General features: G+C 67.2%; 23 protein-coding genes. 11 read left to right on the plus strand and 12 right to left on the minus strand.

Translation table 11 applies throughout. The features are described from left to right. Positions 1-103: 103 nt before the first annotated feature. Together DBO33_RS30530 and galE are read left to right on the plus strand one after the other, a co-directional pair. Entirely contained in the window at positions 104-790 is a 687-nt protein-coding gene (locus DBO33_RS30530) for a metal-dependent transcriptional regulator (protein WP_107658142.1), read from the plus strand. A gap of 3 nt (positions 791-793) precedes the next feature. Next, on the plus strand, positions 794-1,774 hold the full coding sequence (gene galE / locus DBO33_RS30535; protein ID WP_107658143.1) for a UDP-glucose 4-epimerase GalE: 981 nt from the start codon (positions 794-796) through the stop codon (positions 1,772-1,774). Between the two features lie 270 nt (positions 1,775-2,044). On the opposite strand, the gene DBO33_RS30540 is transcribed toward galE, so the two are convergent. Together DBO33_RS30540 and DBO33_RS30545 are read right to left on the minus strand one after the other, a co-directional pair. Beyond that, positions 2,045-3,517 carry a DUF4192 domain-containing protein gene (locus tag DBO33_RS30540; protein ID WP_234391130.1) on the minus strand — a complete coding sequence of 491 codons (1,473 nt, stop codon included), beginning with the start codon at positions 3,515-3,517 and terminating at the stop codon, positions 2,045-2,047. A gap of 603 nt (positions 3,518-4,120) precedes the next feature. Then, entirely contained in the window at positions 4,121-4,831 is a 711-nt protein-coding gene (locus DBO33_RS30545) for a sensor domain-containing protein (RefSeq protein ID WP_234391131.1), read from the minus strand. A 247-nt stretch (positions 4,832-5,078) separates the two neighbouring features. Here DBO33_RS30545 and DBO33_RS30550 point away from each other — a divergent pair, with 247 nt between their 5' ends. From DBO33_RS30550 to speD, 4 genes are all read left to right on the plus strand, one after another. After that, positions 5,079-6,032: a proteasome assembly chaperone family protein gene (locus DBO33_RS30550; protein ID WP_107660722.1), complete on the plus strand. Its 954-nt coding sequence runs from the start codon at positions 5,079-5,081 to the stop codon at positions 6,030-6,032. A 35-nt stretch (positions 6,033-6,067) separates the two neighbouring features. Then, positions 6,068-8,566, plus strand: a complete 2,499-nt coding sequence (locus tag DBO33_RS30555) for a DEAD/DEAH box helicase (RefSeq protein ID WP_107658145.1) — start codon at positions 6,068-6,070, stop codon at positions 8,564-8,566. 172 nt (positions 8,567-8,738) lie between these two features. Next, positions 8,739-9,839: a type III PLP-dependent enzyme gene (locus DBO33_RS30560; protein ID WP_107658146.1), complete on the plus strand. Its 1,101-nt coding sequence runs from the start codon at positions 8,739-8,741 to the stop codon at positions 9,837-9,839. A gap of 7 nt (positions 9,840-9,846) precedes the next feature. Next, positions 9,847-11,049, plus strand: coding sequence for an adenosylmethionine decarboxylase (gene speD, locus DBO33_RS30565; protein WP_107658147.1), 1,203 nt, complete (start codon positions 9,847-9,849; stop codon positions 11,047-11,049). A gap of 155 nt (positions 11,050-11,204) precedes the next feature. Here the strand turns inward: speD and DBO33_RS30570 are convergent, their stop codons facing one another. From DBO33_RS30570 to DBO33_RS30580, 3 genes are all read right to left on the minus strand, one after another. After that, positions 11,205-11,405 (minus strand): tautomerase family protein, encoded by a 201-nt coding sequence (locus tag DBO33_RS30570; RefSeq protein WP_107658148.1) that lies wholly within the window; start codon positions 11,403-11,405, stop codon positions 11,205-11,207. Next, positions 11,405-12,139 (minus strand): SDR family NAD(P)-dependent oxidoreductase, encoded by a 735-nt coding sequence (locus DBO33_RS30575; RefSeq protein WP_107658149.1) that lies wholly within the window; start codon positions 12,137-12,139, stop codon positions 11,405-11,407. Before DBO33_RS30575 ends, DBO33_RS30570 begins: the two co-directional genes overlap by 1 nt. Before the next feature lie 90 nt (positions 12,140-12,229). Beyond that, positions 12,230-12,778 (minus strand): TetR/AcrR family transcriptional regulator, encoded by a 549-nt coding sequence (locus tag DBO33_RS30580; RefSeq protein WP_234391424.1) that lies wholly within the window; start codon positions 12,776-12,778, stop codon positions 12,230-12,232. A 260-nt stretch (positions 12,779-13,038) separates the two neighbouring features. Between DBO33_RS30580 and DBO33_RS30585 the strand changes: the two genes are divergently transcribed. Then, positions 13,039-13,959: a DUF559 domain-containing protein gene (locus tag DBO33_RS30585; protein ID WP_407670553.1), complete on the plus strand. Its 921-nt coding sequence runs from the start codon at positions 13,039-13,041 to the stop codon at positions 13,957-13,959. Positions 13,960-14,006: 47 nt separating this feature from the next. Here DBO33_RS30585 and DBO33_RS30590 read toward each other — a convergent pair whose 3' ends face one another. Both DBO33_RS30590 and DBO33_RS30595 read right to left on the minus strand, forming a co-directional pair. Further along, positions 14,007-14,453 carry a gamma-glutamylcyclotransferase family protein gene (locus DBO33_RS30590; protein ID WP_107660724.1) on the minus strand — a complete coding sequence of 149 codons (447 nt, stop codon included), beginning with the start codon at positions 14,451-14,453 and terminating at the stop codon, positions 14,007-14,009. 217 nt (positions 14,454-14,670) lie between these two features. Further along, positions 14,671-15,579 (minus strand): hydrogen peroxide-inducible genes activator, encoded by a 909-nt coding sequence (locus tag DBO33_RS30595; protein WP_107660725.1) that lies wholly within the window; start codon positions 15,577-15,579, stop codon positions 14,671-14,673. A 123-nt stretch (positions 15,580-15,702) separates the two neighbouring features. Here DBO33_RS30595 and DBO33_RS30600 point away from each other — a divergent pair, with 123 nt between their 5' ends. The 3 genes from DBO33_RS30600 to DBO33_RS30610 all read left to right on the plus strand — a co-directional run bounded on the left by DBO33_RS30600 (position 15,703) and on the right by DBO33_RS30610 (position 17,736). Further along, positions 15,703-16,290, plus strand: a complete 588-nt coding sequence (locus DBO33_RS30600; RefSeq protein ID WP_107658151.1) for a peroxiredoxin — start codon at positions 15,703-15,705, stop codon at positions 16,288-16,290. A gap of 83 nt (positions 16,291-16,373) precedes the next feature. After that, the gene (locus tag DBO33_RS30605; RefSeq protein ID WP_107658152.1) at positions 16,374-16,913 is read left to right on the plus strand and encodes an alkyl hydroperoxide reductase; all 540 of its coding nucleotides are present in this window, start codon (positions 16,374-16,376) and stop codon (positions 16,911-16,913) included. Between the two features lie 148 nt (positions 16,914-17,061). After that, a complete protein-coding gene (locus tag DBO33_RS30610; RefSeq protein ID WP_107658153.1) occupies positions 17,062-17,736 on the plus strand; it encodes a PhzF family phenazine biosynthesis protein in 675 nt (224 codons plus the stop codon). A gap of 80 nt (positions 17,737-17,816) precedes the next feature. On the opposite strand, the gene DBO33_RS30615 is transcribed toward DBO33_RS30610, so the two are convergent. From DBO33_RS30615 to DBO33_RS30630, 4 genes are all read right to left on the minus strand, one after another. Then, complete coding sequence (locus tag DBO33_RS30615; RefSeq protein WP_107658154.1) at positions 17,817-18,545, minus strand: anti-sigma factor; 729 nt, start codon at positions 18,543-18,545, stop codon at positions 17,817-17,819. Continuing rightward, the gene (gene sigK, locus DBO33_RS30620; protein ID WP_234391132.1) at positions 18,535-19,173 is read right to left on the minus strand and encodes an ECF RNA polymerase sigma factor SigK; all 639 of its coding nucleotides are present in this window, start codon (positions 19,171-19,173) and stop codon (positions 18,535-18,537) included. The genes DBO33_RS30615 and sigK overlap by 11 nt, the downstream gene beginning before the upstream one ends. A gap of 181 nt (positions 19,174-19,354) precedes the next feature. Continuing rightward, positions 19,355-20,077: a DUF5134 domain-containing protein gene (locus tag DBO33_RS30625; protein ID WP_159080606.1), complete on the minus strand. Its 723-nt coding sequence runs from the start codon at positions 20,075-20,077 to the stop codon at positions 19,355-19,357. Positions 20,078-20,178: 101 nt separating this feature from the next. After that, positions 20,179-21,216 carry an AraC family transcriptional regulator gene (locus tag DBO33_RS30630; protein ID WP_147135936.1) on the minus strand — a complete coding sequence of 346 codons (1,038 nt, stop codon included), beginning with the start codon at positions 21,214-21,216 and terminating at the stop codon, positions 20,179-20,181. Positions 21,217-21,508: 292 nt separating this feature from the next. On the opposite strand from DBO33_RS30630, the gene DBO33_RS30635 reads away from it, so the two are divergent. Next, complete coding sequence (locus DBO33_RS30635) at positions 21,509-22,231, plus strand: SDR family NAD(P)-dependent oxidoreductase (protein ID WP_159080607.1); 723 nt, start codon at positions 21,509-21,511, stop codon at positions 22,229-22,231. Positions 22,232-22,234: 3 nt separating this feature from the next. Here the strand turns inward: DBO33_RS30635 and DBO33_RS30640 are convergent, their stop codons facing one another. Then, positions 22,235-23,866 carry an acyl-CoA synthetase gene (locus DBO33_RS30640; RefSeq protein ID WP_107658158.1) on the minus strand — a complete coding sequence of 544 codons (1,632 nt, stop codon included), beginning with the start codon at positions 23,864-23,866 and terminating at the stop codon, positions 22,235-22,237. Positions 23,867-23,905: the final 39 nt, after the last annotated feature.

Consider the following 23,905-nt stretch of genomic DNA (forward strand, 5'->3'; position numbering starts at 1 on the left):
GAACGGAATCCCGCATTGCCACCGACCATGCGGCGCGACGCCGTCCGGCGCAGGGCCGTGTCGGTGTGCGTAGGTAGAATTCGTGCCGACGAAGGGGTAACTGGTGAAAGATCTGGTCGACACCACGGAGATGTATCTCCGTACCATCTACGACCTCGAGGAGGAGGGCGTGGTGCCCCTGCGTGCTCGCATCGCCGAGCGCCTCGAACAGAGTGGACCGACGGTGAGCCAAACTGTCGCTCGCATGGAGCGCGACGGTTTGCTGCTGGTCGCCGGAGACCGTCACCTCGAGCTGACCGAGAAGGGCCGCAGCATGGCGGTCGCCGTGATGCGCAAGCACCGGCTCGCCGAACGACTGCTCGTCGACATCATCGGCCTGGACTGGCAGAACGTGCACGCCGAGGCCTGCCGCTGGGAACACGTGATGAGCGAGGACGTCGAACGGCGTCTGGTCGAGGTGCTCAACCACCCGACCACCTCCCCCTACGGCAACCCGATTCCCGGCCTGGACGAGCTGGGCATCGCGCCGCCGGTCTCCGCCGAGGAAACCCTGGTTCGGCTCTCCGATCTGCCGCAGGGCCAGGTGCACGCCGTCGTCGTGCGCAGGCTGGCCGAGCACATCCAGACCGACCCCGAGGTCATCGGTCAGCTGCGTGAGGCGGGCGTGGTGCCCGACGCGCGCGTGACCGTCGAGAACAAGCCGGGCTCGGTGGTCATCACCGTGCCGGGCCACGACGGGTTCGAGCTGTCCGACGAGATGGCGCACGCCGTCCAGGTCAAGCTGGTCTGACGCGTGAAACTTCTGGTCACCGGCGGCGCCGGGTACGTCGGCGGAGGCTGCGCGCAGGTGCTGCTCGAAGCAGGTCATGAGGTCGTCGTGGTGGACGACCTGTCCACCGGCAACGCCGAGGGCGTCCCGTCCGCCGCCCGCTTCATCGTAGGCGATATCGCGCAGGCCGCGACCGCCCTGCTCGGCGCCGAAACGTTCGACGGCGTCCTGCATTTCGCGGCGCAGTCGCTGGTCGGCGAGTCGGTGCAGCAGCCGGAGAAATACTGGCACGGCAATGTGGTGAAGACCTTCGAACTGTTGGAGGCGATGCGCAAGGCGGGCACGCCACGACTGGTGTTCTCCTCCACCGCCGCCGTCTACGGCGAACCGGAACAGGTGCCGATCACGGAAGACGCGCCGACCCGGCCCACCAACCCGTACGGTGCGTCGAAGCTCGCCATCGATCACGCCATCACCTCCTACTCGATCGCGCACGGGCTGGCGGCGACCAGCCTGCGCTACTTCAATGTCGCCGGCGCCTACGGTGGCCTCGGCGAAAACCGCGTGGTGGAAACACATCTCATTCCGCTGGTGCTGCAGGTCGCGCTCGGGCACCGCAAGGCGATCTCGGTCTTCGGCACCGACTGGCCGACTCCCGACGGCACCGCCGTGCGCGACTACATCCACATCCGCGACCTCGCCGAGGCTCATCTGCTGGCCCTGGCCACCTCCGAGCCGGGCACGCACCGCATCTACAACCTCGGTAGCGGCACCGGATTCTCGGTCCGCGAAGTGATTTCGGCGTGCGAACGGGTCACGGGCCTGCCCATCACCGCCCAGGACGCCCCCCGCCGTCCCGGCGACCCGGCGACCCTCATCGCCTCCAGCGAGCGGGCCATCGCCGACCTCGGCTGGCACCCGGAGCACAACGACCTCGACGAGATCGTCTCCGACGCCTGGGATTTCCTCCAGTCCCTGGGCGATCGCGCACACAGCGCTCGCTGAGCACCCGCGTCCCGCATCGACCGGGGCAGCACGGCCGTCCACCTCCGCCGAGCTGCCCCGGTCATCTGCCTCGTACCCGCGGGACCCAGCGAATTGACGGTCGCCGAGCACTGGTCCGCGCCCGGAGGTTCATCCACGCCGCTGTTCACGGTGTGCCCTTCGCGGACACCACCGCGTATAAGCCCGCGACGGTGCCGGCCCGGTAGCCAGTGGCGCACGGCTCGGTGACCGATGCAGACCGACAGCACAACCGCGTGTCGGACTGGGGCTTCACGGGGCCGGAGAACCCAGATCGATACCGAGGTCCGCGGCCGTGTCGTAACCGCTGCGGGCCAGGCGGCGCAGTTGGTCGGGACGCATGCCGAGGTGCAATGACGTCTCCAACAGTGTCGCCAGCGGATGGTCGGGGTCTGCATCCAGTGCGGCGTCCAGCGCGATGCCGGCGAGCGGTCCGTCTCCGCGCACGTAAGCGCTGTACCCGAGCAGTGCTGCCGCTTCGGCTCGATCGCGGCCGGTCAAGGCACGGGTCAAAGCCGCCCACAGGCCTTCGGCAGCGACGGCATGATCGCCGACGGCCAAGGCGAACATGGTGTCGCGGACCGCTCGATCCCGCAGGGCCGCAGCGAGTTCGGCGATTTCGGGCACCATGAGCTGCCCACCGGACTCGGTGTTCGCGATTTGCCACAGCACATAGTCGAGCGCTTCCCTGCTGTAGGAGCTCGGATCACCGCGCCGCACCGCCCGCGCATACCGATCTCGAGCCACGGCGACCGCACTGTCCAAGAGCGACGCCACCTGATCCTGCAACTCGATGTCCTCCACCACCATCGCGGTCAGTTCCGCTCGGGAGCCGCGCACGTGCTTGCCGTCGAGCACGTTCGACAGCGCGACCACCGAGGTTGCCGGATCCGGCAGTGCCCCACGCCGATCCGGGCCGAGCAAACTCCACCAGCCTTCCTCGGCCTCGATCGCACACACCGCCCACGCGCCGGCCAGTGCGATATCGTGCGCGGCGAGCCGCCGGTCCAGCGCGTCGATCAACACCTCGAATCGCCCGGTGCCGCACTGCTCCCCAATCTCCGAGCGGTGCTCCGTCGGTTCCACGGCCCGGTCGTCGACCACCACCGCCAGCACCTCGGCGACGTCATCGTGCGCGCAGATCTGCATCACACATTTCGCCACCATCCCGGCCCGCAACCTGCGCCGCCCACCGTCCTGATCCAGATCGAACCGCACCACCGCGTCGATGATCGCCCCGCCGCCGCGCCCCGGCGCCGACCGCAGCACCAGCACAACCAGCGACCGCTCCGGCGGAAACCCGATCATCGCGGGCACCGCCGCGATCAACTCCCCCGGCTCGTCCACGTGCACAGCACTATCGGGCACGTCCGCCTCGAACGGCGGCGCCTGATCGGCACACACAACCATCCGCTCGTGCTCGGCCAGCTCGAACACGTCCCCGTCAGTCAGCGCGTCGAACCCGGCATCCAGCGAATCACCGATCCGCTCGATCTCCGCATCGAACACAGACGCGCCGGTCTGATCGCTATCCGCAGTGAGCACAGCGTCTTCCGCTCGTACCGGGTCATCCCGTCGCACTGTGTCGTCTATCCGGTCGAGGTCCACACCGAGTGCGGCCGCACCGGTCAGGTCGAGATCAGCGGTGAGCACGGCATCTCCCGCCCGCACAGCGACTTCCGGCCACACCGCGTCGTCCGAACGCACATCGCCTTCCGAGCGCACGCTGTCTTCCAAGTGCGCGTTGTCTTCTGATCGCACAGTGGTGCCCGCCCGCGTAGCGTCGCGGACTCGCTCTATGGCCTCACCCAGCACGGTTGCGACATCCGGGTCTGTTTCAGAGGTGGGCACGACATCGTCCAGTCGTACGGCGCCGTCGGACTGCCTGTCATCGTCGAAAGAACTGCCGTCGTCGGAGGAACTGGTGACGACAGATTCGCTACCGTCGAATCGCCCGTCACCGTCCGCGCCCTGCGTACTTCCGTCCTGCTTCTCACCTCCCGGCCGAAGAAACTCGCACGATCGCATCGCCGCAGCGAGACTCACGGGCGCTCGGGAACTGGATTTGCCGCGCAGCAACGACGGACGCGCACAGAAAAGCTCATCGCCGGCAGGCCCGGTGCCGCGGTGCTCGGAATCGGCCTGTGCCGCAGCACGACCGGTGGGCTGAGGGTTCGAGGGAGTGGTCATGGCGTCGAGACTGCCCGCCGCCCGCACCGAGTCCGCCGCGCTGACCAGGCGATTCAGCCACCCTGGGGAATTCCACCGCACTGTGGACAACTCAACCGCGGCAGCCCGCCACCACCACTCGCCTGTCCGCGAGAACTGCTATCGTCCCGCGCCGGCTACCCGCCGCGCCGCCGTCGTGAACAGCTCGTCCACCGCCGCCACATCCGGCTCGGCCCCGGAAAAAGACATATACGTCACAATGATTCGCACATCGTCTACCTGCCCGACCGCTGTCCGCATCGTCTCGGTCAACCCGGCTCCGCCGACATCCGGTGTCACCGTCCGCCGCAACGCCAGCGCATCGTCCGCGTCGATCGACGGCGCTGGCACGAGCTCGGTCGTCACGGTCGTCAGCGCGCCACCCCGGCTGACCCGCACCGACGCACACTGTTTCAGCTGGCTGCGCAGTGCGGCGAGCGGCTGCTCGGTCCGCGTCAACTCCACCGTGAGGGTGGCTCGCGTGGCATCGTCGGTACCGACGGCGATCTCAGTCTTGTTCGCCCCGAACACCTGTTGCGGCGGCGTACATGCCTCCGGCTGCACCCGCGCACCCCGCCCGGCTCCGGTCAGATCCCCGGCCGCCTGCGCCGCCGCTTCGGGCGGCAGCACCACCGCCGGATACCTGGCCGGAAACTGCGCCGGTTCGACCAGCAAAGCCGACAGCGCGGCCCCCACCTGCCGCGTCACTTCCGTCTGCTCGACCGCGACCGGATGACCGGCCACCGTCGCCCCACACCCGGCGAGCAACCCCGCACACGCCGCGGCCATGGCGAAGCTCACCCCCCTGCGCGCCGAATCCGCCACAGTCACCCGGCCCACTGTGCCAAACTCCCGGTGCCCACCCGCCTCGCCACGCCGCCCTACCGGGAATGCGCGGGGCGCCGATGCTGTTGGCTCGTCGTATGGGTCGGTGTCCCGCCCGTGCTCGGTGACGGTCACCGGCATGGGGGACAATGGACATGGTCCCCGTCTCGGACGCCGCTCGTCTCGAACGACTCAGGTGTCGAACGCCCGAGCAGCAGCCGTGCCGGCGGACCCGCGCAGGAAGGAGTACGCGATGGACCACGAGTCGCGAATGTACGAACTGGAGTTCCCAGCTCCGCAGCTGTCGTCCGACGACGGCGCGGGTCCGGTCCTGGTGCACGGACTGGAAGGTTTCACCGATGCGGGGCATGCGGTGCGGCTGGCCACCACGCACCTGCGCGAGAGCCTCGAAAGCGAATTGGTCGCCTCGTTCGATGTGGACGAGCTGCTCGACTACCGCTCGCGGCGCCCGCTCATGACGTTCAAGACCGACCACTTCTCCGAGTACGCCGAGCCCGAGCTCAACCTGTGGGCCCTGCGTGACACGGCGGGCACTCCGTTCCTGCTGCTCGCGGGCATCGAGCCGGACCTGCGCTGGGAGAAGTTCACCACCGCGGTCCGCCTGCTCGCCGAACAACTCGGCGTGCGGCGCAGCATCGGCCTCAGCGCCATCCCGATGGCGATCCCGCACACCCGTCCGCTCGGCGTGACCGCGCACTCCTCGGACCGCGATCTCATCCCAGAGCATCAGCGCTGGCCCGGTGAGTTGCAGGTGCCCGGCAGCGCGTCCTCGCTGCTGGAATACCGGATGTCCCAACACGGTCACGAGTCCGTCGGCTTCTCCGTGCATGTGCCGCACTACCTCGCGCAGACCGCCTACCCGGAGGCCGCGCAGACCCTGCTGGAGAACGTCGCCGACAACGCGGGCCTCGACATCCCGCTCGCCGCACTCGGCGAGGCGGCGGCCAGGGTGCGCGAACAGGTCAACGAGCACATCGCCGGAAACTCGGAGGTGGAGACCGTCGTGCACGCGCTGGAACGCCAGTACGACAGCTTCGTCAGCGCGCAGGAACGCCAGTCGAGCCTGCTCGTCGGTGACGGCGAACTACCCAGCGGCGACGAACTCGGCGCCGAATTCGAGCGCTTCCTCGCCGAGCAAGGCGGTTACGAGGGCGAGGAAGGCCCGGAACCGGGCGAACAGCGGTAGCAAGCCCGGATGCGGCAGCCCGTAGGGTGTTCGGAGTGGATCTGACCGAGCTGCTGGAGATACCGGGAACCGACGCCGACGCGCTGTACGAGTCCTTCGGGGCGTGGGCGGCCGAGCAGGGCACCCCGCTGTATCCGGCGCAGGACGAGGCGCTATTGGAGTTGGCGTCGGGATCCAACGTCATCCTCGCGACGCCGACAGGTTCCGGTAAGTCCTTGGTAGCGGTCGGCGCGCACCTCATCGCGCTGGCCCAGGGCAAACGCACCTACTACACCGCGCCGATCAAAGCGCTGGTCAGCGAGAAATTCTTCGCCCTGTGCGAGGTTTTCGGCGCCGACCGCGTCGGCATGGTCACCGGCGACGCCGCGGTCAACGCCGACGCGCCGATCATCTGCGCCACCGCGGAAATCCTCGCGAACCTCGCCCTGCGCGAGGGCTCGGCGGCCGATGTCGGCCAGGTCGTGATGGACGAATTCCACTTCTACGCCGACCCCGACCGCGGCTGGGCCTGGCAGGTCCCGCTGCTGGAACTGCCCCGCGCCCAGTTCCTGCTCATGTCCGCCACCCTCGGCGAGGTCGACTTCTTCGCCAAGGACATGGAACGCCGCACCGGTCGGCCGTCGGCGATCGTCGCGGGCACCGAACGTCCGGTGCCGCTGACCTTCTCGTACGCGCGCACCCCCATCACCGAGACGCTGGAAGAACTCGTCACCACGCATCAGGCCCCGGTCTACGTGGTGCATTTCACGCAGGCCGCCGCGCTCGAACGGGCCCAGGCCCTGACCAGCGTGAATTTCGCCACCCGCGCCGAGAAGGACGCGATCGCCACGGCACTGGGCGAATTCCGCTTCGCCTCCGGCTTCGGCAAGACGCTGTCGCGGCTGATCCGGCACGGAATCGGCGTGCACCACGCGGGCATGCTGCCGAAGTACCGCCGCCTGGTCGAACGACTGGCTCAAGAGGGCCTGCTGAAAGTGGTCTGCGGCACCGACACCCTCGGCGTCGGCATCAACGTCCCCATCCGCACCGTGCTGCTCACCGGCCTGACCAAGTACGACGGCGTGCGCACCCGCAGGCTGAAAGCCCGTGAGTTCCACCAGATCTCGGGTCGGGCGGGCCGCGCGGGGTACGACACCATGGGCACGGTCGTCGTGCAAGCGCCGGAGCACGAAGTGGAGAACACCCGCCTGCTCGCGAAGGCGGGCGACGACCCGAAGAAGCAGCGAAAGGTGGTGCGGCGCAAGCCTCCCGAGGGTTTCGTCTCGTGGAGCGAGGAGACCTTCGACCGTCTCGTCTCCGCCCAGCCGGAGCCGATGGTCTCGCGCTTCAATGTGACGAACTCCATGCTGCTCAACGTGATTGCCCGCCCGGGCAACTGCTTCGACGCCATGCGCCACCTGCTCGAGGACAACCACGAGCCGCGGCCCGCCCAGCGCAAACACATCCTGCGCGCCATCCGCCTCTACCGGGCGCTGCGCGACGCCGGGGTGGTCCAGCAGCTCGACGAACCCGACGCGCAGGGCCGCCGCGCCCGCCTCACCGTCGACCTGCAACGCGACTTCGCCCTCGACCAGCCGCTGTCGCCGTTCGCGCTGGCCGCCTTCGAGCTGCTCGACAAAGACGCGCCCGGCTATACCCTCGATGTGGTGTCCCTCATCGAATCCACCCTGGAGGATCCGCGCCAGCTGCTGATGGCTCAGCAGCACAAGGCGCGCGGCGTGGCGATCAATGAGATGAAGGCCGACGGCATCGAGTACGACGAGCGCATGGAGCTGCTCGAAGAGGTCACCTGGCCCAAACCCCTCGCCGAGCTGATCGAGCCTGCCTTCGAGACCTACCGCGCCGGGCACCCGTGGGTGTCGGAGTTCGCGCCGTCACCCAAGTCGGTGGTGCGCGACATGATCGAACGCTCGATGACCTTCGCCGAGCTGATCTCGCACTACGAACTGGCCCGCTCCGAGGGCGTGGTGCTGCGCTATCTCGCGGATGCTTACCGCGCGCTGCGCCGCACCGTGCCGGACGCCGCGCGCACCGAGGAACTCGACGACATCACCGAGTGGCTCGGCGAACTGGTCCGCCAGGTCGACTCCAGCCTGCTCGACGAGTGGGAGCAGCTCACCAACCCCGGCGCGGAGATCGACGCCGACCAGCTCGCCTTCGGCGCCGAGACGGTGCGCCCCATCTCCGCCAACGAGCGCGCGTTCCGGGTGATGATCCGCAACGCCATGTTCCGCCGGGTCGAGCTGGCCGCGCTGCGCCGCTGGGACGCGCTGGCCGAGATGGGCATCGGGCCGGATTGGGAGACCGAACTGGCCCCCTATTTCGCCGAGTACGAAAGCATCGGCATCGGTCAGGACGCTCGCGGACCGCAACTGTTCCAGATCGAACGAAGACCCGGTTTCTGGCAGGTGCGCCAGGTCCTCGACGACCCGGCGGGCGACCATGGCTGGTCGATCGTCGGTGTGGTGGACCTGGCCGAGTCCGATGCCGCCGGCGAGGTCGTCTTCGACGAAATCACGGTGTCCGCAGGCTGACCAAGCACCGCCGCCCCACCCCGAAATCTACAGAATCCATACAGGTCACCGCCCTCTTCGCACCCGTATTCTGGTGCCGTCCGGGGGTGCTGCCGACGCGAGGTTTGACGGATTCGTTTCTGGGTAGGGGCCGCTGATACTCTCTCCGCTGCTGCCAAGCGAAAGATCAACTATGCCCGAATCACCGTTCCTTGTCATCTATCCCGAGCGAGTGCGCGAGAACTACAGCGCACTCCATGCCGCCATGCCCGCGGCAAGGATTCGCTTCGCGGTCAAGGCAAGCCCGGTGCCGGAGATCATTCGAGCACTCGACGAGGAAGGCGCCGAGTTCGATGTCGCCAGCATCGGCGAGATCGAGCTGTGCCTCGCGCTCGGTGTCGAACCGGACACACTCTGCTACGGCAATCCGATCAAGAAGGCCGCCGACATCGCCCGCGCCTACGCGTTGGGGGTGCGCCGGTACGCCTTCGACACCGAGGACGATCTGCTGCGCATCGTCGAGCACGCGCCGGGCTCGGAGGTCGAATGCCGCTTCCTGGCTTCGGCGCCGGAGTCGCGCACGCCGTTCGGCGCCAAGTTCGGCTGCACGCCGGGCGAAGCGTTCCGGCTGCTGGTGCGGGCGCGTGATCTGGGGTTGATCGTCGGCGGGCCGTACTTCCACGTCGGGTCCCAGCAGCTCGATCCGGACGCGTGGCGGATCGGCATCGAGCAGGCGGGCCGGATCGTGGAAGCGTTGGCCGACAAGGACATTCACGTGCGATCCGTGAATATCGGTGGCGGACTGCCGATCGCGTACGCCGACCCGGCGCCCGCGTTGCCCGAGATCGCGGCGGTGGTCGACGCCGCCGTGACCGAATTCCTGCCTGAGACCGCCGGATTGGTGGTGGAACCCGGCCGCGCACTGGTCGGTTCCGCGGGCATCATCCATGCCGAAGTCGTGGGCGTGCGCGTCGCGCCGGACGGCCGACGCTGGGTGTATCTCGACATCGGCCGCTACAACGGCATGGCCGAGACAGAGAACGAGTACATCGCCTACCGGTTCCGCACGGACCGGGACGGCGACCCCGTCGACGAGGCGGTGGTGGCCGGTCCGACCTGCGACGGAGACGATGTACTGTATCAACGCACGCGAGTCCTCCTACCGACCACGTTGCGAGCCGGTGATCGCATTCAGATCCTCGACACCGGCGCCTATACCGCGAGCTATTCGTCGGTGTCCTTCAATGGTTTTCCGCCCTTGACCGTTCATGTCTCGGGCGCTGAGCGAGAGTGAGTTTGCCATGACGGCGGATTTCACCGGCTGGCATGTGCTGGCCGAGTTCGGTGGTGTCGACGCGACCCTCTGCGACGACCTCGAACGCCTCGAATCGGCGTTGCGTGAGTCTTTGATCGCGGCGGGCGTCACCATCTGCGATGTCGTACACAAGAAGTTCGATCCGCAGGGGGTGACTGTCCTCGCGCTGTTGTCGGAGTCTCACGCCTCGATTCACACCTATCCAGAGTCCGGCGACATCTTTGTCGACGTCTTCACCTGCGGCAGTATCGGCGCCGGCGCGTCGAAGGCCGTCGAACTGTTGCGAGACAAGTTGTCTCCCAAGGATGTTCGCATGGAGGTGATCCGCCGCGGGCACGGCTCGCAGCGGATCGAGGAACCGGTGGGCGCGGGCCTGACCCGCATCTGGGATCTGCACGAAGTGATTGTGGACACTCGTACTCCGTTCCAGCACATGGTGATCGCGCGCACCGAGCAGGGCATCAGCCTGTTCTCCGACGACGATCGCCAGTCCACGGAGTTCTCCCAGCTGACCTACCACGAGGCGATGATGGTTCCGGCGTTCGCGCTCGCCGCGAAGCTGGACAAGGTACTCATCATCGGCTCCGGTGAGGGCGTGGCCAGTCAGATGTCGGTCGCCGCCGGCGCGACGCTGGTCGACCACGTCGACATCGATCAGCTCGAGGTCGAGCTGTGCGCCGAGCACCTGCCCTACGGCTACACCAGCGCCGACCTGGCCGCCGCCGTCAAGGGCGAAGGCCCGATCAAGGTGCACTACGCCGACGGCTGGGACTTCCTCGCCAAGGCCGCCGAGGCCGGGACGCGTTACGACGTCATCGTGATCGATCTGCCCGACGAGCGGGTCGAGGACGCGCAGCACAACCGCCTCTACGAGTCGGAGTTCCTGTCCCGATGTCGGGCCCTGCTCGCTCCCGGCGGCGTGCTGAGCGCCCAGGCCGGTTGCGCGACCATGTGGCGCAACGAGACGTTGAAGCGGTCCTGGAATCGGTTCCACGAACAGTTCGGCACCGTCGTCCAGTACGGCAGCGACGAACACGAGTGGACCTTCCTGTTCGGCACGAACGAGCAGCTGCCCGACCCGGTGCAGACCATGACCGACCGTCTGCCCACCCTGCCCTACCGGCCCGAAACCGTCGACGCACGAGCACTCGTGCGCGGCGCGATCGAACCCCACGCCCTGCGCGTATAGAACAACCGAACGCACCGGCCCCCAACCGCTTTCACGGGAGCCGGTGCGTTCTGCGTTCCGTCTTGACGTACGGTGCATGCTCTTGACGCAGGCTGCGGCCTACGTCAAGAGCATGCTCAGTACGTCAAGTGCACGGTTGGATGGGGGTTGTTGGGTTAGGAGCGTTTGCGGTATTCGTCGACGTTCAGGCCGCCTACGCCCCAATTGGTCAGGTCGACCTCATCGATGACCACGAAGGTCATTTCCGGGTCCTTGTCGAGGACGGTGTGGAGTAGGTCGGTGACGCCTTTGATCAAGTGCGCCTTCTGTTCTCGGGTGACGCCTTCGTTGGTGACCTTGATGTTTACGTAGGGCATCAGGCTGACCGTCCGGAGATGAAACCGCCGTCGACAGGGAGGATGTGGCCGGTGGTGAATTCGGCGTCGGCGAGATATAGGACGGCGGCGGTGGTTTCGGATACCTCGCCGATGCGGTTCAGCAAAGCTAGTCGGGCGGAGGCGGTTTCGTCGCCGGAGCCGAACAGTGGGGTGCGGATGATGCCGGGGGCGACGGCGTTGACGCGGATGCCGTCGGCGGCGAGTTCCGCGGCGAGGCTGGTGGTAAGTGCGTGTACACCGCCCTTGCTGACCAGGGCCGCGGAGGCGGGTAGTCCGGCGAGGGCGTGGTTGACCAGCACCGTGCCGATGTTCACGATGCTGCCACCGGCCGCCTGCCGCTGCAGCTGACGCACCACCGCCTGCGTGGTGAAGTACGTCCCCTTCAGGTTGCCGTTCACGAACCTGTCGAGGTCCTCCACGGTGACGTCCACGAACGGTTTGGCGCCGAAGATGCCCGCGCTGTTCACCAGCACCTGTACCCCGCCGAAGCGTTCGACGGCGGTTCGTACCAGCTCTGAACCCGTTGCGGGAGAACCGATATCACCAGCGAAGGTGGCGATCTGCTCCGGTGCGCCGAGCTCCGCGGCCACGTCGGCAAGCTTGCCGGGGTCACGGCCGTTGAGCACCACGTTGTCCCCGCGCGCCACGAAGGCACGGGCGACATCACGCCCGATCCCACTGGAGGATCCAGTCACGATCACCGTTTTCGTCATGTTCTAACCTCTTCCTTGAATACGACCGGTCGTCTTGGAATGTGCACAACGACCCGAGCCTCGAGTACAAACTCTGATAAATGCCCTGGTTCAGGGCCGGAAATAGTCGTCCAGCAGACGATCCAAACACTTCTGCAACGGCTCCAGCGTGCGATCGATCTTCATCCGGATCACCGCCCCCTCCCACGACTCCAGCAGCAGGTCAGCCAGGTCGGTCGCGTCTATATCGCTCCGAATCATCCCCAGCCCCTGCGCTTCTCGCAGCTGCTCCGCCACCCGATCCCGCCACGCCCCCCAAGCCTTCGACAACGACTCCCGAAGCAGCTCACTACCTTCCAACTCCCCACCCAGATTCGCGATCAAACACCCCCCGGTGAACTCCGCCTCGACGAACTCCGCCATCAGCCGCCCGAAAAACGCCCGCAACCCACTCACCGGATCCGCCGCCGCCCCGAACGCCGCACTCAAATTCCGCTGCACACACAACGAATGGTGCTCGATCACCGCCCGCCCAAAACTCTCCTTACTATCGAAGTAGTTATAAAACGACCCCTTAGGCACCCCCACCTTGTCCAAAACCTGCTTGATCCCCGTCCCGTGATATCCACTCGCCAAAAACCCAGCCGCCCCCTCCTCCACCAAAAGCTGCCGAGTATCCCCACTCCGTCGCGGTCGCGCCATACCCTGAATATACGACCGGTCGTCTACTAACGCAACCTCAGCTCGACGCCCTCCTCGAGCTGGACAAGTGATCACGGGGAACTGATGCAGGCAATGGCCGAGAGCCCACCGACACCAGTTCCCCCTCGGCCAACCCTGTCGGTGGAGAGGGGGATAGTTCGGGCATGGGGGTGTTGGATGAGCCGTTTCCGGGGTCTTGGGCGAGGGCGGCGGGGTTGGTGACGCGATGGGAACTGCAGCACAACTTCGTGCGAGTGTTCCCCGACGTCTACCTGCCGAAGGGGTGCGCGTTCGACGCACAGAAGCGGGCACGCGCCGCAGCGCACTGGGCCAAGGGTGCCGGTGTGCTGATCGGATACTCAGCGGCCGCATTGCATGGCACCCGCTGGCTGGATCCTGACGAACCCGCGGAGATCGCACGGACGACACACTGCAAGCCGCCCTGCGGGATTCGCGCTGTGCGAGCCGTCATCGAGCCGGCCGAATACTGCGAGGTCGACGGATTCCGGGTGACCACACCCGCACGAACTGCGTTCGACCTCGGCCGACGGTTGCCCCGCGATCAGGCCGTACCGATCTTGGACGCATTGAGCTCGGCTACCGGCCTGAATCCGCTGGAAGTCGCGGCCGTGGCTCGCGACCATCCCGGCGCGCGTGGAGTGGCGCGGCTGTCGAAGATCCTTCCGTTGGTCGATGCAGGCGCCGAATCACCTCAGGAATCACACACCAGACTCCTGCTGGTCGATAACGGATTAGCCGCACCCAGTACCCAACTCGTGGTCCGCGACCGATGCGGCGCGTTCATCGCCCGTGTCGATATGGGGTGGGAAAAATGGCGCGTCGCCGTCGAATACGACGGTGCCCACCATTGGACCGACCCAGCCCAGCGCACAAAGGACATCGACAGGTTCGCAACCCTGGAATCACTGGGCTGGCGCGTGATCCGCGTCAACGCAACCCTCCTCCACCACCGCCCCCACGTAATCCTCGACCGAGTCCGCGCCGCCCTCCATGACCAGGGCTGGACGAATGATCAGGGGGAACTGGTGTCGGCGCGCTCTCGCGATATACCGACACCAGTTCCCCCTCAACGACGAAATGGCCGGAGGCCGAGCACACTTGGGGGGGGACATAGGTAGGACGCGTACTTTCCGTACCGACGTGGGGATGGTTCGGGATGGACCTTCTATAGCTGTCGGCGCCATTCGAGGCAGTGGGCTGCGAATTGGGTTAGGTGGGTGGTGGCGAAGGTTTGGGGGTGCCAATCTTCTTGGGTTACAGCGGATGTCCAGATGTAGGTCCAGGCCGGGTCGGTGGAGTCGGTTAACTGGATTGTGCGGAGGTCGTATTCGGTGTCTTCGAAGGCGTCGAGGATTTGCCACTCCGCTGGGGTGAGACCGCTGAGTACGGTGCCGTGGGCGAGGGCGTTCGGTGCTGGGACCAGGCCGGGATATAGGCGGTCGGTCAGGGTGGCGACGCGCCAGCCTGGTGCGGTGGCGGGTTGTAGTGGTGGGACGCGCCCGATCAGGACCTCCAGTACCTCTGGGAATTGGAGCGTTCCGTAGACGAACAACGCGTGCCGCTGTCCAGCGTGCTGAGCAAGCCGCCTGGCATTTGGTGGTAACGAGTCCATCCGCATCCCTCTCATATCCGCGACATCCGGCTCACGGTGCCCGTCGTAAGTCGCAGCCGCCCTTCTAAGTCGCGGCCGCCCTTCTAAGTCCCGGCCGCCCGCCTAAGTCGCAGCCGCCCTCTTAGGTCTCAGCCGGCTTCCTAGGTCGCGGGCGCATTCGCATGTTGCCACCCAGCCACCAGATTCGAAACCGACTGCTGCCGAACACCTTCGACCGCTACGACGGCCGCATCGTCCGAATGATGGCGGCAAGGTATTCATAGTCTTCCGCGCGTGCGGTCGAAGTGCGATATGCGAGACCGATGGTGCGCCCAGGGGCGGGGGTGGCGAAGTGGGCGGTACCGAGGGTGCCGCGGGCGGTTTCGGAGGCGACGGCCATCTCCGGGATGAGGGTGACGCCGAGACCGCCTGCGACACACTGCACTACGGTCGCCAACGAGGCGGCGCGGGTATCGCCGACGGCGGCCGGATGGACCTCGGCGGAGCGGCACAGGTCGAGGGTCTGATCGCGCAGGCAGTGCCCCTCGTCGAGCAGCAGCAGGGGTAGCGAGTCGAGCACTGCGGGGGCGAGGTCGGTGCGACCCGAGAGCTCGTGCCCGCGCGGCGTCACCAGCACGAACTCCTCGGTGTACAACGGGATCTCGATCAAGCCGGGAATGTCGGTCGGCAGCGCGAGCAGCGCGACGTCGAGCACGCCGGTGCGCAGCCCGTCCAACAGCCGCGCGGTCTGGTCCTCGATCACCTGCGGATGCAACGCGGGCAACTTCTTCTGCAACTCGGGCAGCAGGGCCGGCAGCACATATGGGGCAACTGTCGGAATTATGCCCATTCGCAGTGTGCCGCCGAGACCGTCACCGGTCGCCGAGGCGACGAAACGATCGGCCGCCTCGAGCGTCGCCATCGCCTTGGGCAGCAATCGCATGCCCGCGGCGGTGACGAGCACCCGCCGCGTACTGCGCTCGATCAGTTGCAGTCCGAGCCCGTGTTCAAGTGCCGCGAGCGCCTGCGATAGCGTGGGCTGGCTCACACTGAGCCGCGCTGCGGCCGTGCCGAAATGGCGATATTCCGCGACCGCCACGAACGCACGCAGCTGTGACAGGGTCGGCTGATAAGTCTGATCGGTCACGGCTATCAGTGTAGTGCGACTGATCACCTTTACCTTTCATCAGCCCGTCGGGCAAGATCGAAAGGGAGCTTTTCTGCTTTTCTGCACAGTGCTAGCAAACCCACCAGAACGAGGAGATTAGGCATGGCCTTGCTGACCATCGGCGACCAATTCCCGGCATACAACCTCACCGCTGTCATCGGTGGTGATCTGTCCAAGGTCGACGCTCAGCAGCCTGACGACTACTTCACCCAGATCACCAGCGACGATCACGCGGGCAAGTGGCGGATCGTCTTCTTCTGGCCCAAGGACTTCACCTTCGTCTGCCCGACCGAGATCGCCGCGTTCGGCAAGCTCAACGAGGAGTTCGCGGACCGCGACGCGCAGGTGCTCGGCGCCTCGGTCGACAACGAGTTCGTGCACTTCCAGTGGCGTGCCCAGCACGAGGATCTGAAGACCCTGCCGTTCCCGATCCTGTCCGACCTCAAGCGCGAATTGGCCGCTGCCACCGGCGTTCTCAACGCCGACGGTGTTGCCGACCGGGCCACCTTCATCGTCGACCCGAACAACGAGGTGCAGTTCGTCTCGGTCACCGCGGGTTCGGTCGGCCGCAATGTCGACGAGGTGCTGCGGGTGCTCGACGCGCTGCAGTCCGACGAGCTGTGCGCCTGCAACTGGAAGAAGGGCGACCCGACCATCAACGCGGGCGAGCTGCTCGCCGCCAGCGTCTGAGCCGAGTCGCAACGCACGATCCATGTACGAAATCCATGCACCATTCCCCGTGCACGCGGGGATGATCCTCGAGGAAGCAACGTATGAGCATTGAGAACCTGAAGAACTCCCTTCCCGAGTACGCCAAGGACCTCAAACTCAATCTGTCCTCGCTGGCCCGCACCACGGTGCTGAACGAGCAGCAGCTGTGGGGCACGCTGCTGGCGTCGGCGGCCGCGACCCAATCGCCGACCACGCTGCGTGAGATCGCCGAGGAGGCCGCAGATGTGCTGTCCGAGCAGGCGTACAACGCCGCACTCGGCGCCGCCTCGATCATGGGCATGAACAATGTGTTCTACCGGGGCAAGGCGTTCCTCGGTGGCCGCTACGACGACCTGCGGGCCGGTCTGCGCATGCAGATCATCGGTACCCCGGGGGTCGACAAGGCCGACTTCGAGCTGTGGTCGTTCGCGGTCTCGTCGATCAACGGCTGCCAGCACTGCCTGGAGGCGCACGAGCACACGCTGCGTGAGGCGGGCGTGTCGCGTGAGGTGATCTTCGAGTCGCTGCGCGCGGCCGCGATCGTCGCCGGTGTCGGCCAGGCGGTGCAGTCGACCGAAACGCTTGCCGCCGCCACGGTCTGAGCACTCGATCCGAGGCCGCCGACGGTTCAGCCAATGAACCGTCGGCGGTCTCTTTCGTCGCTACCTGACCTGCGACGACAGCTCGATGAACGGCCAGTGTGGGCTACACGACAGCTCACTGTCGGACCGGACTAGTAGGGTCGAAAACATGGGCACACAGGTTGACGTAGTGCGGGTGTTCACCGACGCCGCCGGACGATTCGGCAACGAGCTCGGCATCGCGCGGGCAGCGGACGTGGCCGAAGCCGACCGGCAGGCCCTCGCGGCCAAAGCGGGCTACAGCGAGACCGTCGTGGTCGAGGACCCGGTCGACGAGGTCGCGCGGGTACGGATCTACACCCCGACCGTGGAACTTCCGTTCGCCGGACACCCCTCGGTCGGCACCGCATGGTGGTTCGCCGAACGCGGCGTACCCGTACGCCGGCTCAGCGTGCCCGCGGGCCCGGTGGCGGTCGAGCTGACCGAAGGCCTCACCTGGATCACCGCCCGCGGCGAATGGGCGCCCGACTTCACCTTCCACCAGATCGCCGACCTCGACGAGCTGGCGAACCTGCGCCCCGACGACTTCACCGGCGGCCCGCACTACTTCTGGGCCTGGACCGACGAGAACCGCGGCTCGCTCCGCTCGCGAATGTTCGCCCCCACCTTGGGAATTGCCGAAGATGAGGCGACCGGTGCCGCCGCAGTCGCCATCACCGCACTGCTGCGCCGCGGCCTGGTCATCACCCAGGGCAAGGGCTCCCAGCTGTTCACCGCCTGGGACTCCGACGGTTGGGTCCGCCTCGGTGGACGCGTAGTCGCCGACCAGTCCGTGGAGATCTGAGCGCATAGCCGAGTGCCGTAGGCCGGGAATCGTTGCGGCACAGCGGCATCCAGGCCGCTACCCCGACACCCCCGACACCCTCAGACCAGCGGCACACCGGCGATCGGTGGACTGGTGGGCGCCACCGATCCGCCGGAGGGTTCGACACTGACTGCCAGCGTCTCCCCCGGATCGAAGGTCGTCACGAATGGTTTTGCTGTCGAAGGCATTTCGACGAGCACCCCCGCCGACCGCGGCCTCGGCCGTTCCCCGACGGGCACCAACCAGACCTGGTACACCCGCCCGGCCGGCGGCTCCGCCACTCCGGTGAACGCGACGACCGCGAGCCGCTGCTGAGCGGAGAACTCCACCATGACCGTGCCGCCGCCGGCCACCGGTTTGGTCAGTGTGCGCGAGTCCGGCTGCCGATGTATCCGCTCGGCGGTCGGTACACCGTCGGGCGGGCTGGCGATCCGGTCGGCGACCACACTGCCGCCGATCACCAGGCAGACCGCCGCGGCCACCGGCGCCACCCAGCGCAGGCGCCGCCGCCACGCGGAGGGAAGCTCGGCGCGCCCGTCGTCGGGCAGTGCCGCCAGAATTCGCGCCTCCAATTCCGGCGGCGGAGCCTGGGCGTCGAGCGCGGCCACCTGCGCCATCACCTCGCGCAACCGCCGCACCGTGTCCGAGAACTCTTGCCGCACAGCGGGATCGGCGGCTGCCAGCCGCTCCTCGATGCGCCGGCGTTCGATCTCGCCGACGGCGTCCAACGCGCACGGGTACGCCAGGTCGAGCAGTTCCGCGTCCGATCGTGGCGGGTTATCGGCCATCGGCGCATTCTCCGGACAAGCAGCTCTCCAGTCTCTTCAGCCCGTCACGGATGCGGGTTTTGACGGTCGGCAGCGGCACCGATAGGTGGTCTGCGACTTCGCGGTACGTGCGCCCGGTGTAGTAGGCGAGCGTGATCGCCTCGCGTTGCGTCGCGGTGAGCGCGGCGAGGCAGCCGAGGACCTCCTGTTCATCCATGCGCTGCGTCACCGATTCGGCGACGACATCGTGGTCGCGGCCGCCGTGTGAGTGCGCGTAGGCCGATTCCCGGACCGCGCAGGCGGCTTCGGCGCGCACCCGGTCGACCGCGCGCCGGTGTGCGAGCATCATGAGCCAGCCGATCGGACTGGCCAGTGCCGGCTCGTAGCGATCGGCGGTCGACCACACCTGGAGGTACACCTCCTGGCTGACTTCCTCCGCCGCGGCCCGGCTGCGCACGATGCGGGTGGCGAGCCCGAATACTCGCGGGCTGGTGAGCCGGTAGAACTCGGTGAAGGCAACGCGGTCTCCGTCGCCGATCGCGGCGAGCAGTGCGACCAGGGTGCGACCGGACAACGCCGATCGTTGTCGGTCGAACGCGGCGGGCGTCGGGCATCCGCATAACGAGTGGCTGTTCGCCTCGTCCAGCACGAGAGCACCAACCCGGTGTACCGCAGCGAGAACGCGCTCACTACCCGCCCCTCCCCCGCACATATCGGGTGCACAGCGCACGTCGGCACGTGATTCGTTCGCTATCTCATCGATGACCGAATCTGCCCGCATAGACAGGGGTTCGGTATGGGATGGCGCGCGGATTGGTCTGCGGCGCCGGTCAACTCGAAACGGCCGCGATGAGCATGTAGGCGGTACCGAGATCCATCACGACGTGCGGCACCACCGCCGAGCGTCGCCTCGACCCGGTCAGCGCCGCGACACACCCACCGGAGAGCAGCAGAATGCGCAGGTAGCCCGGCGTGTCGTCGAGGGAGCGGCCGACGGCGAGGGTGACCAGTAGCGCGTCCGCGGCGAACAGTGCGGCGAGCCCGAACGCGGGAATCATGGCGGGTCCACCAGTGTGGCCCGGCGCCGCGTGTCCGGACATGGCGTACAACATGGCGGCGGCGGTTACCGTGTGGTAACCCAGCGGCACCAGCCGGTCCAGCGGGGTCGAGTGAGGCGCGCTGCGCCACTCCAGAATTCGGCTCGTCAACAGGATGGCGAATACCACGGTCATCGCGGTGAGCACGCCGCGCACCGCGACCGGACTCGCGCCTGCCGGGAACACCAGCATCGCGAGCATCACCAAGCACATGATCAGGTGCGCGGCATCGGATTCATGATACCCGCCGGTCGGTATGGAACCTGTCTTACGAGTCGAATCACGTTGCCGCCGGTCAGGTTCGACCACCGGAACGAGGACAGAGCCAGTGGCATCGGTACCCACGGCAAGTGGCGCAGCCACCCGCCCGAGCACGATCGCCACCGCCAGCAGAAACGCCGCTACCACCGACCACCGCAACGCGGCGTACTCCTGCACGAACTGAGCCACATCCACCACCCCTCCTACGGTGACCGTGGACCTGCCCATTCCATGGTCGCACCCGAGATCCATCGGGGTGCCCTTTTAGGGGTGGCGGCACTCAGGCCGCCGCGACGTCAGCGCGGCACGGACTGCCGGTACCGGTCGACCGTCGAGCGAGCGAATCGCCCCGGCGACACCCCGCGCCACTGCTTGAACGCGTTCGAAAAGCTCGGCGCGCCCGAATATCCCATGCGATACGCGACATCCTCGACGGTCAGCCCGGTGGCGAGCAGTTCCTCGGCGAGGGTGCCGAAGGTTTCGGCGCAGAGCTGCCGATACGAGGTGCCCTCCTCGGCCAACCGCCGGCGCATCGTGCGCAGGCTCATGTGCAGCCCGGCCGCGACGTCCTCCTGGCTGAGCCTGCTGTTCATCCGGTGCATCAACATTTCCCGCACCGTGCCCGCCACGCCCTGGCGCAGTCCGCGGCGCTGCAACAGATCGTCGCATTGCTCTTCGAACAGCTGCGCGGTCAGCGGACTGGCCTGCGGCATCGGCTCATCGATACCGGTGGCGTCGAACACCGCGAGCTGCAATTCCGCGGATTCCGTGCTCGGAATCTCGAAGCTGTCGAACAGGGGTGCCAGCCGCGGGCGCAGCCCGCCCGCGATCTCGACGCGGACCACCGGCGGCGGCACGCCGAACACCATGAACCAATTGGTCAGCAGCGCAGACACATCGCGTTCGGCCAGAAACGCGCGCAGCTCGCCGGGCAGGTCGCGGTCGTCGCCGTAGAGCAGGATCTCGTCGTCGCGGTAGATGTGCCAGGCGCGGGCGAACGAGGTCATCAGGCTGAAGTAGCGCATGGCGACATCGATCGCCTGCCGCATGGTCGGGCTACTGAGCACCGCCAAGGCGAGTACGCCATGGGTGGTGAGGTGGGTGCGGGTGCCCGCTTCGACGCCGAGACCCGGCGGATCGTCCAGCAGCGTGACGAGATTGCCGACGATGGCCAGTTCCTGCGCCGCGGTGATCTCGCCACCGGGTGTTTTCAGCAGCCGAGGATCGACGTCTGTGCCGCGTAGGCACTGATCCTGGGTGAGCCCGTGATCGTCCCCGAGTTCGACGAGGATCGCCGCGTTTGTTACCGACCGCCGCCACTCCCATGAGGCCACGTGTCCATCGTTGCCTGTCGTGGCCGATTTGCGCAAGGTTTCTGGCCGGAGATCGTATGTTCTGCTCTCCCAATGCGGTTCGGCCAGCTGAGCAAACCGTCCGACCGGTTCGTCATGGCCACAATCCGCAAGGTTCTTGGCCGAAGTCGTCATGGACAGCAAACCTGTCACGCGACTGGCGATCGACCCTATTCGCCCTGGCCGGATTGTGCAAAGTGCTGACCCGATATCGCATGGAGCACTACCCAGCGACCCTCTAGCGTTATACAGAGACGAAGGCAGGCGAAACCATATGTCTCGGAAGACGCTCACTGGCAAACGGATCGCGATCACCGGGGGCGCGCACGGCATCGGCCGCGAGACAGCGAGGGCGTTCCTGGCCGAGGGCGCCGATATCGTCCTCGGCGACGTGGACGTCGGCGCGGTGCGGGCGGTCGCCGAGCAACTCGGCAGATCCCGCGACGGCACCGTCGCCGGACTGGCCCTCGACGTCACCGACAGCGCCCGCTTCGGCAGCTTCCTCACCTACGCCGAACGCCGGCTCGGCGGTCTCGACGTCCTGGTGAACGCCGCCGACGTGATGCCCTCGGGCCCCTTTCTCGCGGAGACGGAAACCGAATCGGACCGGCAGATCGATATCAACCTGCGCGCGGTGATCATCGGAACCCGGCTCGCCGCAGAACGATTCGCCAGTCAGGGACACGGCCAGATCGTGAACATCGGCACGGTGGGCGGGGTGACCGCGGCGCTGGGCGTCGCCGTGTACTGCGCCACCAAGCACGGCGTGGTCGGTCTCGGCGCGGCGCTGGACCAGGAACTGTCGGGTAAGGGCGTCACCGTCAGCACCGTCGCCTCAGGTTCGCTGGAAGACCCGGCGGCCGTCGCCGATTCCGTAGTGGACTGCGTGCTGCACGGGCGGGGCGGCCTGATCAGCGTGCCGCCCACCAGCTTCCTGCGGGCCGCGTTCCGCTCGCCGGGACTGGTGCGCCGCGCGTTCACCCGCAACGGCAAGTAGCGATCACAGTTCGCGCAGAACGCGTTTGAGCACCTTCCCGGTCGGGTTGCGCGGCAGTTCGTCGATGAATACGACGTCGCGCGGCACCTTGAACCGCGCCAGATGCGCCTTGACGTACTCGCGCACTGAGTCCTCGTCGAGTGAATGACCTTCGCGCACAACGATTACCGCGCGCAGCCGCTGCCCGTACCGATCGTCGGGCACGCCGAAGGCGCTCACCTCGGCGACGGCCGGGTGCGCGGCCAGCAGTTCCTCGATTTCACCGGGGAAGACGTTCTCGCCGCCGGAGACGATCATGTCGTCGTCCCGGCCGTCGATGAAAAGCCTGCCCGCACTGTCGAAATGGCCGACGTCACCGGTGGCCATCAGGTTGCCGACCCGCACCTTGTCGCCACCGCCGGTGTACCCCTCGAACTGGAAGCTGTTGCCGACGAAGATCCGGCCGGTCCGCCCCGGCGGCAGCTCCGCACCGTCCTCGTCGAGGATGCGCACGGTCGCGCTCGGCACCGGGCTGCCCACACAGCCCGGCTCGACGGCCAGGTCGGCGGGGGTGGCGATGGTCGCGTAGGCCACCTCGGTGGAGCCGTACATGTTGTAGACCACCGGGCCGAACGCCTCGGTCACCCTGGTGCACAGCTCGGCGCCCAGCTGTGAGCCCGCGACGAAGATGATGCGCAGTGCCGAGAAGTCATGTCCGGCACGGGCTTCCGGGCCGAGGTCGACCAACCGCTGCAGCATCACCGGCACCGCGACGAGGGCGGTGGCGCGGTGGCGGTGCAGGCTGTCCAGCACCGCCTGCGGGTCGAAGCGGCGGCGGATCACCAGCGTCGAGCCGAAACCGAGCGCGATGAACAGGTGCGCGAAGCCCAGCGTATGAAACAGCGGCGCCGGGCATTCGGTGATCTCGCGGGCCCGGAACGGCACCTTGTCCAGGATCGCGGCGAGCGGGGCCAGCGAGGTCGGTTCGCCGCGCGGGGCGCCCTTCGGGGTGCCGGTCGTTCCGCTGGTCAGCAGGATGACCTTCGCGGTGGTGGTGGCGCGCCGCGGTGCGGAATGGCTCGCGCCGGCGATCAGATTGTCCAAAGTGTCGACACCGGGTCGATCGGCCCAGGCGCGATAGCGCCCGCGCGGCGGGGTGAGGTCACCGAGCATGTCGGTGTACTCCTCATCGAACACCAGCAGATCTATGCCCTCCCTGGCCACCACCTCGCGCAGCTGGGGGCCGGCGAAATCGGTGTTCAGCAGCACGATTCGGGCGCCGCACTTGGCGGCGGCGAACACCGCGTAGTGGAAGCCGCGATGGTTACGGGCCAGGATCGCGACGCCCTCGCCGTCGCGCAGGCCGCGGGCGCGCCAGGCGTTGGCCAGCGCGCTGGTGCGCTCGTCGAGTTCGCGGAAGGTGATCGAGCCCAGTTCATCGATGAGCGCGGCCCGGTCCCGGTAGCGCAGCGCGGCGACCGAGACGAGCCCGCCGAGCATCCCGGACCGGACGACCGCCGCACCCATCTGGGCGAGCCGGTCGGGCCGTTCCAGGGTGACCAGCCCGGCGCGGACCGCCAATGAGGCGTAATAGGTTTCGTCGGCGACCCGGCGGGCGGCGCCCGCGGCCAGCGTGGTGACCTTGGCAAGCTTCATTACTGGGACCCCCTGGCCGGACAGCGAGGTCCGTCTAGC

Source organism: Nocardia suismassiliense, assembly GCF_900269665.1.
Taxonomy (GTDB): domain Bacteria; phylum Actinomycetota; class Actinomycetes; order Mycobacteriales; family Mycobacteriaceae; genus Nocardia; species Nocardia suismassiliense.

Excerpts from the sequence above, each read along its gene's own strand:
- DBO33_RS30550 (WP_107660722.1), top strand. The coding sequence starts at position 5,079 with ATGGACCACGAGTCGCGAATGTACGAACTGGAGTTCCCAGCTCCGCAG.
- DBO33_RS30560 (WP_107658146.1), top strand. The coding sequence starts at position 8,739 with ATGCCCGAATCACCGTTCCTTGTCATCTATCCCGAGCGAGTGCGCGAG.
- speD (WP_107658147.1), top strand. The coding sequence starts at position 9,847 with ATGACGGCGGATTTCACCGGCTGGCATGTGCTGGCCGAGTTCGGTGGT.
- DBO33_RS30570 (WP_107658148.1), bottom strand. The coding sequence starts at position 11,405 with ATGCCCTACGTAAACATCAAGGTCACCAACGAAGGCGTCACCCGAGAA.
- DBO33_RS30575 (WP_107658149.1), bottom strand. The coding sequence starts at position 12,139 with ATGACGAAAACGGTGATCGTGACTGGATCCTCCAGTGGGATCGGGCGT.
- DBO33_RS30590 (WP_107660724.1), bottom strand. The coding sequence starts at position 14,453 with ATGGACTCGTTACCACCAAATGCCAGGCGGCTTGCTCAGCACGCTGGA.
- DBO33_RS30600 (WP_107658151.1), top strand. The coding sequence starts at position 15,703 with ATGGCCTTGCTGACCATCGGCGACCAATTCCCGGCATACAACCTCACC.
- DBO33_RS30605 (WP_107658152.1), top strand. The coding sequence starts at position 16,374 with ATGAGCATTGAGAACCTGAAGAACTCCCTTCCCGAGTACGCCAAGGAC.
- DBO33_RS30610 (WP_107658153.1), top strand. The coding sequence starts at position 17,062 with ATGGGCACACAGGTTGACGTAGTGCGGGTGTTCACCGACGCCGCCGGA.
- DBO33_RS30615 (WP_107658154.1), bottom strand. The coding sequence starts at position 18,545 with ATGGCCGATAACCCGCCACGATCGGACGCGGAACTGCTCGACCTGGCG.
- DBO33_RS30635 (WP_159080607.1), top strand. The coding sequence starts at position 21,509 with ATGTCTCGGAAGACGCTCACTGGCAAACGGATCGCGATCACCGGGGGC.
- DBO33_RS30640 (WP_107658158.1), bottom strand. The coding sequence starts at position 23,866 with ATGAAGCTTGCCAAGGTCACCACGCTGGCCGCGGGCGCCGCCCGCCGG.